This window comes from Odoribacter sp. (assembly GCF_985060555.1).
Window position 1 is genome coordinate 114,475 of sequence record NZ_CFKYFN010000109.1, and the last position, 13,236, is coordinate 127,710.

7 protein-coding genes and 1 rRNA gene are annotated in these 13,236 nt (G+C 43.3%); all 8 read left to right on the forward strand.

Annotated features, from left to right (window positions below):
- Window positions 1-3: 3 nt before the first annotated feature.
- Complete coding sequence (locus AC5RDS_RS15090; RefSeq protein WP_046402880.1) at window positions 4-1,560, forward strand: RagB/SusD family nutrient uptake outer membrane protein; 1,557 nt, start codon at window positions 4-6, stop codon at window positions 1,558-1,560.
- Between the two features lie 348 nt (window positions 1,561-1,908).
- Window positions 1,909-2,469: an RNA polymerase sigma-70 factor gene (locus AC5RDS_RS15095; protein WP_118104821.1), complete on the forward strand. Its 561-nt coding sequence runs from the start codon at window positions 1,909-1,911 to the stop codon at window positions 2,467-2,469.
- Between the two features lie 52 nt (window positions 2,470-2,521).
- Complete coding sequence (locus AC5RDS_RS15100; protein ID WP_118104820.1) at window positions 2,522-3,700, forward strand: FecR family protein; 1,179 nt, start codon at window positions 2,522-2,524, stop codon at window positions 3,698-3,700.
- 75 nt (window positions 3,701-3,775) lie between these two features.
- Window positions 3,776-7,108, forward strand: a complete 3,333-nt coding sequence (locus tag AC5RDS_RS15105) for a SusC/RagA family TonB-linked outer membrane protein (RefSeq protein ID WP_118104819.1) — start codon at window positions 3,776-3,778, stop codon at window positions 7,106-7,108.
- Window positions 7,109-7,139: 31 nt separating this feature from the next.
- Window positions 7,140-8,558, forward strand: coding sequence for a RagB/SusD family nutrient uptake outer membrane protein (locus AC5RDS_RS15110; protein WP_192921435.1), 1,419 nt, complete (start codon window positions 7,140-7,142; stop codon window positions 8,556-8,558).
- A gap of 8 nt (window positions 8,559-8,566) precedes the next feature.
- Window positions 8,567-9,334, forward strand: coding sequence for a DUF4843 domain-containing protein (locus tag AC5RDS_RS15115; protein WP_118104817.1), 768 nt, complete (start codon window positions 8,567-8,569; stop codon window positions 9,332-9,334).
- A gap of 13 nt (window positions 9,335-9,347) precedes the next feature.
- Entirely contained in the window at window positions 9,348-10,967 is a 1,620-nt protein-coding gene (locus tag AC5RDS_RS15120) for a PKD-like family lipoprotein (RefSeq protein WP_118104816.1), read from the forward strand.
- Between the two features lie 728 nt (window positions 10,968-11,695).
- A 16S ribosomal RNA gene (locus tag AC5RDS_RS15125) occupies window positions 11,696-13,219 on the forward strand.
- Window positions 13,220-13,236 lie beyond the last annotated feature (17 nt).

Below are 13,236 nucleotides of genomic sequence, written 5' to 3' on the forward strand. Positions count from 1 at the left end.
CTTATGAAAGCGAAATTATTGACTATTTCTTTAATGGTGGGCTTGTTTATGGGGTGTCATGATTTTTTGGATGTCAAGCCTGTCGGAAAATTGATTCCTACGGAAGTAGAAGAGTTTGAGAATATACTCAATAATACGTATACGGTAGATTGGTACTATATGGACAATAATAAAGGTACGCTTCTCGCTTCTTTGGGAGATAACCTGCAAATCAGTGAGAATAGTGCCAATTATAATTATACCGCAACCCATCCGAACATTAACCGCTACGCTGCCTATACGTTTAAATTGCCTTACGGTAATCCTGAAAAACCCGATTATTTTTGGGAATGGGGTACTTATCGTGCCGTCGGTTTGTTGAACAATGTGATTGACGGGGTAAATGACGTAAAGAATGAAAAGACGGCGAAATTGGCTGAGGAATTGTCGGCACAGGCCCGGGCTGCCCGGGCGTGGTCTTATCTGACAATGGCCATGATTTATGGACCTGTTTATGATCCTGCCGGAGCTAACGATACAAAAACGATTCCTTATCGTACCGCAGCTTCTCCTACAGAAGCTAATCCGGCATTATCCACAACGGCCGAGGTGTTCGGGCTGGCCAAAGCGGATATCGATTTCGCTCTGAAGAGTGTTCCCGATAATGTAAACCATCCTGCCCGTATGAATCGATGTGCAGTACAGACTTTGATGGCTTATTATTACATGTTTGCACGTGATTTCGGAAAAATGCTGGAATATGCAGATATGGCCTGGACATCGGCCTTAGCTCAGCAAGGTTCGGTGGATAATTTGATTTATAATTACAACGATTTCTACTATGAACCCGATCCGGAGGCCAGTCCTTCTCCGGGTACTGATGTGGAGGTATCATTGGATTTGAAGGGCCAGGACGATTATTTGGGACAGACCTATCACCGGGAAATGTTGTTCTATCGGGTTGCTCCTTCAGGAGGGATGGGAAGCAGTGGTTATCCTTCGGTAGAGTTTATCTCTCTTTTCGATAAAAATACGGATTTGAGATACCGGTTGTTTATGCTGAAGGATTTAGGATATGCGACGACTGTAGGGGATACGAAGTATGATGACGGGATTGTCTTACAATATTATCGGGATGTAAAAATAAAAATGACACAAGGATTCAGTTATCCTGAACTGTTGTTGATGAGAGCAGAAGCATACGCCCGGAACAGTCGGAAAACAGAAGCTTTGTCTGACCTGAATACCCTCAGGAAATACAGGTATGACAATACGCAGGGAAGTACGGACCTTCCCAATGGAGCTGCCCTGACTGAAGATCAGTTGTTGGAGGAAATCCTGAAAGAACGCCGCAGGGAATTACCGATTGCAACTTTCCAGCGTGTGCTCGATCTGAAACGTTTGGCATTGGATAATGGCAAGCCGTGGTGTAAAACCACTATCGAGCACAAAATCGGAACTCAGACTTATTCGGCTTCGATAAATTCCGAATATTACGTTCTCCCTATTCCGAATAACATTATAAAATATAATCCGCAGTGGGGATTGCCGTTGGATACCCGGCCCTATAATCCGAAATAGACCGGGGAAAGAAAAGATCGAAAGTGTTTTGATGAAACCAGGGGCTGTCTAAGAAATGAAGTGCCCTCAAAAAGTTGGACATAAAACTTTTGGGGGCATTTCACTTTTAGACAGTTCTTTTTTTATTGTTTTTCAACGGGATTGTGAAGGATTAAAACAGAGAGGATTGGACAGGTTTCCATCCCCATATTCCCTCCGTCTATTTTTGGATGTAAGTTATCGGAGATGAAGCGTGGAATCCAATGAATAGAGGATGAAGATAAAAAGGAGAAGCTTGAAAAATTAAAGAAATTGGATAAATTTGTATTTATAAAATACAGAGAGTAGTGCATTTTAAATCATAATGGGGTGGAAGATAAAATTAAATATGAAAAACATTGGCTGAAACTGTTGGTAGAAGGAGATGAGAAGGCTTATAAACGTTTGTTTGAATTATATTATTCCTCATTGGTCATGTTTGCTGCAAAATATTTGAGAGATACCGATCTGGCAGAGGATTTGGTACAGGATGTCATTTATGATTTCTGGAAACAGAGGCAGCATCTTTCGGAACTTTCTTCTTTGAAATCCTGGTTGTATATATCAGTGAGAAACCGGTGTATCAATTATCTGGAACATGATAAGGTGAAGAAAAAATACTTACAATTAAACGGGGAAGCTGAAGCTGATTTTTTTCTATCGCAGATCATCGAAGAAGAGGTGTATCTGGCATTGAAACAGGCAATTGATATTTTACCCCCTAAAATCAGGACTATCTTTTATCTGATACTGGAGAGGAAAACCAATGCGGAGATCGCCTCTTTGTTGGGGATAACCGAAGAGGCTGTAAAGGCTTATAGAAAGAGAGGTATGAAGATGCTGCGGATACGGTTGAGTAATTTCTGGATATTAGCATTGTTAATTTTTTAAATTTTTGCCCACTTTTTAGTTTTTTCCTGTCTTTATACAAAAGGCAGAAAATATGGAATTAAAAAGTGAGAAAGCATTTCGGATTGCTGATTTGATTTTGCGTTATCAGGAGGAGACTATCTCAGAAGAGGAGATGGAAGAACTCAGGCTTTGGCTGAAGAAATCAACGGAACATCAGCAACAATTTGAAAATCTGAATGATCGTGACTATATCAGGCGGAAACGCGAACTGGATTTGTCTATAAATCCGGCTGCTGCGTATACTGCTTTTTCTGAAAGAATAGCAAGGGAACGTCCATGGTCTTACAGGAAGTTGCGTGGGTTAGCTGCTGTGGCAGCTGTATGTCTGATTGCAATAGGAATTTACTGGTGCTGGCTCCGGGAAGACAGGAACGGTACGCTTGTTCCTCAGGTATCGACATCTGTCATTCCTGCTGGTAGTAGTAAGGCTGTCCTTACCTTGGCCAACGGGGAACAGATTCATTTGTGCGGAGATACTGCCACTTCTATAAAGCAGCAGGATGGTTCTGTAGCTAAGGCTTCGTCTGCCTCTTTAGTGTATCAGAATATTCCGTCTTTGCCGGAAGAGCTATTGTATAATTCTTTGAGTATTCCCCGTAAGGGAGAATTTACACTTGTACTGTCCGACGGAACGAAAATCTGGCTGAACTCGGAGAGTGAAGTGGAATATCCGATTGTTTTTCCCTCCGGGGAACGAAGGATACGTTTGCAGGGAGAGGCTTATTTTCAGGTGGCCTCTGATAAATCGTCCCCTTTTATTATAGAGATGGGAAAGGTGCAGGTACAGGTGTTGGGAACCTCTTTTAATCTCCGGGCTTATCAGGATGAAGAAATGATTCAGACCACCCTGGTGGAAGGGAGGGTATGCATGTTCACCGACAAAAAACGGATATTGTTGTACCCGAATGAACAGGGGGCTATAGAGCTGAAGACTGGTAATTTAGTTAAAAAGCAAGTGGATGTACAGGCATATATCGGTTGGAAAAACGGGAGGTTTATATTCGAACGTCAGACTCTGGAAGATATTATGAGGACTTTGTCGCGCTGGTATGATGTGCAGGTGGTGTTTCAGTCGGAAAAAGCCCGGCATATTGAATTTACCGGTAATTTAAGACGTTATGATGATTTCGGACAGATCGTGTCGATGCTGGCTCTGGCTTGTCCCGCAAAATTTAATGTTTCAGGAACTACTATTTATATCGCAGAATAAAAGACAGGTAGCCGATGTAGGGAATCGGCCGCCTGTCCGTTCTGGTATTTATTTACTTATAAGTCAAACAAAGTTATGAAAAAAACGAAAAACAGGAAATTTCCCGGTGTATTTCTCCCGGGACGAATGGTGCGGACGATGAAGCTGATGACTTTATTACTTGTGTTACAAACTTTTCAAGTGACTGCGAAAGGATATTCGCAGGAAAATATCACATTGAAAATGAAGAATGTGACCTTTGCAGAGGTCGTTAAAGAGATTGAACGCCAATCCAAAGTGACTTTCCTTTATAATCATGATTATGTACGTGAGCTGGATCGTCTGAATCCGGATTACTCGAATTTGAATCTTCAGGAAGTATTGGATCATATTTTGACAGGAACCAATTTGGAATACAAGTTGATCGATAATACGGTGGTCATTACTGCTAAACAGGGACAGGATCAGTTTGAGCAGGAGATACAGACCATAAAAGGAAAAGTTGTAGATGTACAGGGACATACCTTGCCCGGAGTGACTGTCGTTATCAAGGGTACGAACCTGGGGGTTGCTACGGATATGGATGGAAGATTTTCTATTCAGGTACCCCGTGGCAAGGCTGTCGTCCTGGTGTGTACCTTTGTTGGAATGCGTAAAAAGGAGGTGAATTATGTGGAAGGGAAAGAATTGACTATCGTCATGGAGGAGGAGGCTGCAGAGATGGACGAAGTGATTGTGACGGGGTATTTCCAGAAATCGAAAGAGAGTTTTACAGGTTCGGAGGTAACCATCAATACCGAGGAACTGAAAAAAGTCGGGGCTTTGAATATGATTCAGGCGTTGAATGCTTTCGATCCTTCTATCCGCTTGAACGAGAGCCTTACACAAGGGTCTAACCCCAATGTGATACCGGATATTACGATCCGGGGAGAGAATGGTTTTGACCTGAGGGCCAATGCTGACGATGCGACGACAAACCCCAATGCCCCGCTTTATATTCTGGATGGAGTGGAGGTTTCGGCAGAACGGATCTATGATATGGACCTGAACCGGGTGGAATCCACGACTATCCTGAAAGATGCCAGTGCAACGGCTTTATATGGGTCTCGGGGTGCCAACGGAGTGATTGTCATTACGACTATCCGTCCGAAAGCCGGACAAATCCGGATAAACCTGAATGCCAATTACAACGTTTCAATCCCGGATTTGAGGGATTATAATTTGATGAATGCTGCGGAAAAACTGGAATATGAACGCCGGGCCGGTGTATATACCGATCCTGTTTATTCAGAACAGGTACGACTGGAAGAGCTTTATAATTCACGTTTGGAAGAGGTGAAAAGAGGGGTGGATACTTATTGGTTGTCCCAGCCTCTGACTACTTCGTTAAATCAGCGTTATTCGCTCAATTTTGAAGGAGGAGATCAATATTTCCGTTATGGCGTGGATTTACGATATGATACGGATAAAGGAGTCATGAAGAAATCCGGACGGGACCGGTTGGGGATTAACTTGACTTTCAATTACAATATCGGTTCCAGCTTTTTTATCCGGAATGACTTGTCGGTCGATAATGTGAAAGCGAAGAATTCTCCGTACAATGAATTCTCTTTGTATGCCAACCAGAATCCGTATGACCGGATTTATGACGAAAACGGAGAGTTTGTGGAAAAACTTTCTTCAGGTGACTGGAATCCGCTGGTCAGTGCCAATCTGCCCAAGCGTAATACCAGCACTTATACCTCTGTTCAGGATAATTTCAATATCGACTGGAGGATTATTCCGGCTTTGCGTTTACAGGGGCGTTTCAGTTATACCAGGCAGTTTGACCGGCGGGATTTGTTTAAATCTCCGGAATCACTGGATTACAGTACAGAAACGGATCCGAAAAAGAAGGGGAGTTATTATCTGGTAAATTCCCGGAGTGACCGGTTCGACGGTAATTTGACACTGGCTTATAATAAGACGATAGATAAACACATGCTGAATGTCGGGGTCGGAAGCAATATCATGCAATCGGAGACGGAAGGTGAGTCTTTTACCGGAGTCGGGTTTATCAATCCGGACATGATTTTTATCGGTGCAGCCAATGCTTTTCAGGAAAATACCAGTCCTCAGGGAACCTATGATAAATCGAGATTGGTAGGATTTTTTACCAATGTAAATTATGGGTACGGCAATCGTTACTTCCTGGACTTTTCTTTTCGTTCGGACGGTTCCAGTAAATTCGGACGTAATTCGCGTTTTGCTCCTTTCTGGTCATTGGGGGTAGCCTGGAATGTGCACAATGAGTCTTTTTGGCATGCTCATGAGAAAAACGCATTGAAGCTGAGGGCTTCGGTGGGAAGTACGGGGACAACTAATTTTTCATCTACCCAGGCGCTGACAACTTATTTGTATGATTTTAGCAGGGAATATAACGGAAATTTCGGAGTTAGTCTGGCCGGATACGGTAATTCGAGTTTGAAGTGGCAGACAACCCTTTCTTATAATGTGGGAGTGGATTTTACTTTCTTGCACGGCTTGGTGGTGTTTAACGGAGATTTTTACATTAAAAATACCCGTAGTCTGCTGTTGCCTGTAACTGTAGCTCCTTCGACGGGATTTATCGATTATGTGGAGAATATCGGGAAATTGAGAAATACGGGTGTGGAAGCCCGTTTGCGTTTCAACCTGATCCAGGATGCAGTCAAAGATCTGAGATGGAATGTCACCTTATCCGCTTTCCATAACCGGAGTAAGATTACCCAATTATCCAATCAGTTGGAAACCATCAATCAATATGCCAACGATGACCGGGCAAACCAGGGAACGGTGGTATATCGTCAGTTCGAGGCGGGACGTTCACAGACGGCTTTGATGGTGGTGCGTTCCGGAGGAATCGATCCGGCTACCGGGAATGAAATTTATATTAAACGTAACGGGGAAATGACTTTTGAATATAACCATAACGATAAGATCGAATGTGGGGATATGAAGCCTAAAATCGAAGGAAATGTGAACACTAATCTGAACTGGAAAGGATTCAATCTGTATATGCTGTTTAAATATCAGTACGGTGGAAAAATATATAATGCTACCCTGGCCTCGAAAGTGGAAGGGGTTAATCCGCTTAAGAATGCTGATAAACGGGTATTGTACGACCGTTGGAAAGAACCGGGGGATCATGCGAAATTCAGACGTATCGACGATACGAGTGCGCCCTATCAGACAACCCGCCTGGTATTTGATAACAATTTGCTGGCTTTGCAAAGTGTCTCCCTGTCATATGAGTTGCCTCGTAAGATTTCCCAGAAAATGTATATGGAAAGAGTGAAGCTGCTGTTGAGTTCCACCGATCTGTTCCGCTTGTCCTCGGTAAAACAGGAACGGGGGACGAGTTATCCCTTTGCACGTACTTTCAGTATCGGTTTGAATGTTACTTTTTAGTCGTTAACAGATAAAGATAGAACTTATGAAAATGAAAAATAGCATATGGAATTTAGTTTGGGTGTGTTTGTTATGCTCCTGTAATTCCTGGTTGGATATTAAATTGATAAACCAGAGCGAAGAATCGGAATTGTTCAGTACGGAGCGTGGATTTTCCGAAGCGTTGGCCGGGGTGTATTATGATATGTCGGCGGCGGGACTATATGGTCAGACCCTTTCATTCGGCATGCTGGATGTGATGTCGCGTACTTATGATTATTCCCGGGTGCCGAATGCCATGAAAATATTCAGGGATTATGATTATGAAGACAAGGATATGGAGGCTTATATCTATTCCATATGGTATGCTTTATATGCTAATATTGCAGCCATCAATAATATATTGGAGTGGAGTGATAAAAATGCTTCTGTCCTGTCGGATGCCCGGCGTAATCAGGTCCGGGGTGAGGCATTGGCATTAAGGGCAATGCATCATTTCGATATTTACCGTTTGTTTGCTCCCGATGTGAAGCTGGATAAGGATGCCCGGATTTTACCTTATCAGCTGAAGTTCGGAGTGGAGACACCTGCTGTATATACGACACAGGAATATCTGAATCTGGTGGTCGGGGATTTAGAAAACGCTTTGGAATGCCTGAAAGATGATCCCATTTGTTCGGTGGTACCCTATGAATTAGGAAACGGGGTGGATGAAAATAAAGATCAGGCTGACCAGTATGTTGCACGAATGAATTATTATGCTGCAAAGGCTTTATTGGCCCGGGTTTATCTGGATATGGGGGGAGAATATAAAAAAGAAGCCCGTCGTTTGGCTGAAGAGGTGATTGAAAGTAAAAAATTCGCCTTATTGGATTATGAGAAAAGTTTGAATGTGGATATGGCCGATAAAGATTTGCTTTTTTCTAGTGAGCATATCTTTTCACTACGGAACCAGGCTATAAAAACAGGTGCTGAAGCGATACATAAACGGGTGACTGGTTCGGACGGTAATTTACAGATGGCTGTAGGGTTTCAGAGTAGCATATATGAAGGGGATCTGGATGATTACCGTTTGAATTGGTACAGTGAAATTTATATTGTAAAATATACCTCTGATAATAGTAAACGTTTTTTTCCGAAAGTTCCGATAATCCGTTTGTCGGAAATGTACCTGATTGCTGCGGAGGGTTGGATGGAAGACGATCCGGGGCATGCTGCGGAATTACTGCAGACTTTCAAACAGGCCAGGACACAGAAAGAGGTGGTATCGCAGGAAGTAACCGAAGACGTGATCATGCGGGAAATACGCAAAGAGTTTATCGGGGAAGGAGTGATCTTTTTAACTTATAAACGTTTGCATCACGATATCTGGGGAAATACTTCCGAAGATCAGGTGAAAGCTGATAATAATGTCTTTGTATTCCCGATCCCGGAAGATGAAATAGAGTATGGTAACAGAACACAAAATTGAATTGTCCAATGAAGAAAGTTATATATGTATTTTTATGGTTTTGCCTTTATTTACAAGGATGTGAGCAGAAGGTGGAATATCAGTATGATGATGTCAACCGGATATATTTCCAGTATGAGGTATTAAATAGCCTGGGCAACAAAGTAAGTCTGGATTCTGTCGTTTTTTCTTTTGGAAAACTTTCGGATGACGTTGGTGCAGATACGGCTAAAATAGTGGTACGTGTTTTAGGTAATACGTCGGAAGAACCACGTACTTACCGGGTAAAAGTACTTGAAAAAGGTAATTATTTAAATGGGGAGACCGATATGGTTGCCGATGAAGATTATGTATCCCTGGCTGAGGAGCAATTATTCGGTCCCGGCCGTTTTCAGGATACCCTCCGGATTGTTGTTTTCCGGAAAAATCTGAGTAAAAGCCTTCGGAATCCTGAAAGCAAGACGCTGATGCTTACACTTGTTGCCGGAGGAGATTTTCAGCTGGGCATTGAAGACGGGCGTGAGATGAAATTATCTGTCAATGACATTTTGTTTCCGCCAGCCTGGTGGACGGCCAATGAGGGGGAACTCGGATTTTATCATCCTAAAAAATGGCGTAAGCTGATCGAGCTGGATCCGATTTTCGCTATTGAAGATGCATTTGTGGGAACAGGGGTGGATATGACGAAGAAATCCCAGATATTGAGAGAATGGTTGAATAAAAATATCATTATCGATGATGAGACTGGTATGCGGATTATGATGGACGGACTTGTCGAGATTACGGACTTGAATTAAATAGGAGGCTATTATGAAAAAAATAATTACTTTTTTATACCTACTTATCCTGGCATATGCCTGTTATGATGATAAAGGAAATTACGATTATCGGGAAATCAACCAGATCAGCATACAGAATATCGATAGCCTGGTTCTTTGTGACCAGATGGATTTGTTGTCTATTCCCGTGACTTTGGAGGGAACGCAGTATTCGGATTCAAACCGGTTTACTTATATGTGGGAAGTCAACCAGAAGGTTGTGGCGACGACGAAAGATCTGAATGTATATGCTAATTTCCCGTTGGGGATTAATACAGCACGTTTTGTGGTAACCGATAAGGAATTGGGGACGAAGGCCTTTAAAAATTTCAGAATCAATGTGTCCAGTTCTACGGCAGGTGACGGTATCCTTGTTTTAAGCAAGTATCAGGGGCATGCAGAATTATCCTTTAAGCGTCTGGACAGAGAGGGGAGTACTTTTACTCCGAATTATTATGAAGCATTGACCGGTAACCGTTTGGGAACGAATCCACGCAAGATTCACCGGTGTTATATTCCTGAAGCGGCTAATGTCAATTCGGGATTGAAAATAGAGACGGATCAGCGGTTGAAGTGTCTGAGTGAGGAGACCTTAGTTGAGATCGGAGAAAACAAGTATCTGGATCATAACTTTTTTATCTCACGTGCCATGACTTTGCCGCCGGATATAACGGAGTTTGATGTGAAAGCCTGCTGGCATTTGACGACGTCTGCAACTACAACGAGTTTGGGAGGATATATTTTCGTGATTGCCAATGATGAGCTTTGGCATGATCAACGGATGGCTATGCCTGCGTACAACGTGGATTTGAATATGACATTTATGCAAAAAGCAAGCCCCTGGCATGGGCAATTGTCTCCGGTTATGTTTCTGGCATCTTTGACCGGGAGTGGCACACAAAACTACAGTTCTCCGGAATTGTTATATTTGTTTGATGAAAGTGAAGGACAGTTTATATATGCCAATGTAAACAGTTCTGCAGCTAATAGGGCTTGTTCTGAATTGGGGATTTATGCCGGCTATTCACTTTTGTACGGGACACATACTGCTTCTCCGAATCAGGCTGTCGCTGTTTTGGGAAACGGTTCCGTTTACCGGATGTTATACCTGAAACTTCCGTCGAAGACAAGCGAAACCGCTGCCGTCCCTTTTACCGTACTGGCTGATGTAATTGTGCCTGGTGAGGTGATAAATTCCGGAACCTCTTATTATCCGATGAAGAATGAGAGTTATATGTTTTTTGCAACGGATAACGGCCTGTATCGTTATAATCTGAGAGATCTGGAAAATGGCAATGCGCCGGGAAGTCAGAATAGGATCATGACATTGACCGATTTCGGTTACAATGCTGATGATAAAATCACCTGTATGACAGTATCCAGGACGGAACAGGAAATATTGTTAGGGATTTCCCGCTATGGTGAAGATACCGAAGGAATGGGCGAGGAACTGAAAGGAGACGTGCTGGTCCTGGATCTGAAAACCATGAATATGATCCGGAAGTATGAAGGAGTGGCAGGTTATCCGGTTGACCTTATGGTGAAATACCAAAAATTTCTCAGAGATGGGAAAGAGAATGGGGGGGATGTGTCGGATATATTGTATTTTTGAAATATCCGGATAACAGGAATAGGTAGTTATATTGGAAAGAGTGTATCAAAAAACGATTTTTGAATACACTCTTTTGTTTTTATGGTATTCTAAATGGAATCTTACAAACAGACGTTGAATAATATTGTTGTAAATTAGTAACTTGTCCAAAGTGATTCATTTTTTTTGAAAAAAAGTGTATAAAAAATTTGGAACTGGGGTATTAATGATGCTATCTTTGCAGCCGCAATCAGGAACCGATGTATTGAACAAACGGAGGAGGTGAGAGGGTAGGATGTGTTGGCTTACAGGTTTTTATGTTGTGCAGAGTTCTTCAGGATATTGCCTTGGTCGGGTTCTGAAAAAAAACTTCAGAAATTTCTTTTGAAAAGTTTGGAAGTAATGAAAAAGTCCTTACCTTTGCAGCCGCTTTCCGAAACGAAGCGGACGTTCTGAAACATTTTGACTGATGTGTTTTTCATCTTTTGCGGATGAAGCCTGCAGAAGCTTTCTTCTACGGCGGTTCCGAAAAAAAGTTTGAAAAAAAGTGCGGAAAGATTTGGAGGGAATATGTAAAAGTATTTATCTTTGCATCCGCTTTCGCCTCATAAGTGGGGCGGGTAAAAGAGAAGCAAAAAGAGTTCTTAAAGATATTGAAAGGTTTGAAAACAAACAGCAAGTGCGAGTCCGAGAAGAGATTCAACGGATATAATGACTGAGCGAAAGAGATAATTTTTAAAGTTTTTATTACTATGAAGAGTTTGATCCTGGCTCAGGATGAACGCTAGCGACAGGCTTAACACATGCAAGTCGAGGGGCAGCATGAGGTAGCAATACCTTGATGGCGACCGGCGCACGGGTGAGTAACGCGTATGCAACCTGCCTGATACCGGGGTATAGCCCATGGAAACGTGGATTAACACCCCATAGTACTTTTATCCTGCATGGGATGTGAGTTAAATGTTCAAGGTATCGGATGGGCATGCGTCCTATTAGTTAGTTGGCGGGGTAACAGCCCACCAAGACGATGATAGGTAGGGGTTCTGAGAGGAAGGTCCCCCACATTGGAACTGAGACACGGTCCAAACTCCTACGGGAGGCAGCAGTGAGGAATATTGGTCAATGGACGTAAGTCTGAACCAGCCAAGTCGCGTGAGGGAAGACTGCCCTATGGGTTGTAAACCTCTTTTATAAGGGAAGAATAAGTTCTACGTGTAGAATGATGCCTGTACCTTATGAATAAGCATCGGCTAACTCCGTGCCAGCAGCCGCGGTAATACGGAGGATGCGAGCGTTATCCGGATTTATTGGGTTTAAAGGGTGCGTAGGCGGTTTATTAAGTTAGTGGTTAAATATTTGAGCTAAACTCAATTGTGCCATTAATACTGGTAAACTGGAGTACAGACGAGGTAGGCGGAATAAGTTAAGTAGCGGTGAAATGCATAGATATAACTTAGAACTCCGATAGCGAAGGCAGCTTACCAGACTGTAACTGACGCTGATGCACGAGAGCGTGGGTAGCGAACAGGATTAGATACCCTGGTAGTCCACGCCGTAAACGATGCTCACTGGTTCTGTGCGATATATTGTACGGGATTAAGCGAAAGTATTAAGTGAGCCACCTGGGGAGTACGTCGGCAACGATGAAACTCAAAGGAATTGACGGGGGCCCGCACAAGCGGAGGAACATGTGGTTTAATTCGATGATACGCGAGGAACCTTACCTGGGTTTAAATGGGAAATGTCGTATTTGGAAACAGATATTCTCTTCGGAGCGTTTTTCAAGGTGCTGCATGGTTGTCGTCAGCTCGTGCCGTGAGGTGTCGGGTTAAGTCCCATAACGAGCGCAACCCTTACCGTTAGTTGCTAGCATGTAATGATGAGCACTCTAACGGGACTGCCACCGTAAGGTGAGAGGAAGGCGGGGATGACGTCAAATCAGCACGGCCCTTACACCCAGGGCTACACACGTGTTACAATGGCCGGTACAGAGGGCCGCTACCAGGTGACTGGATGCCAATCTCAAAAGCCGGTCGTAGTTCGGATTGGAGTCTGTAACCCGACTCCATGAAGTTGGATTCGCTAGTAATCGCGCATCAGCCATGGCGCGGTGAATACGTTCCCGGGCCTTGTACACACCGCCCGTCAAGCCATGGAAGCCGGGGGTGCCTGAAGTCCGTAACCGCGAGGATCGGCCTAGGGCAAAACTGGTAACTGGGGCTAAGTCGTAACAAGGTAGCCGTACCGGAAGGTGCGGCTGGAACACCTCCTTTCTGGAGATCAGTTATTA

Coding starts and splice junctions, on each gene's coding strand:
- AC5RDS_RS15090 (WP_046402880.1), top strand. CDS start 4: ATGAAAGCGAAATTATTGACTATTTCTTTAATGGTGGGCTTGTTTATG.
- AC5RDS_RS15100 (WP_118104820.1), top strand. CDS start 2,522: ATGGAATTAAAAAGTGAGAAAGCATTTCGGATTGCTGATTTGATTTTG.
- AC5RDS_RS15105 (WP_118104819.1), top strand. CDS start 3,776: ATGAAAAAAACGAAAAACAGGAAATTTCCCGGTGTATTTCTCCCGGGA.
- AC5RDS_RS15110 (WP_192921435.1), top strand. CDS start 7,140: ATGAAAAATAGCATATGGAATTTAGTTTGGGTGTGTTTGTTATGCTCC.
- AC5RDS_RS15115 (WP_118104817.1), top strand. CDS start 8,567: ATGAAGAAAGTTATATATGTATTTTTATGGTTTTGCCTTTATTTACAA.
- AC5RDS_RS15120 (WP_118104816.1), top strand. CDS start 9,348: ATGAAAAAAATAATTACTTTTTTATACCTACTTATCCTGGCATATGCC.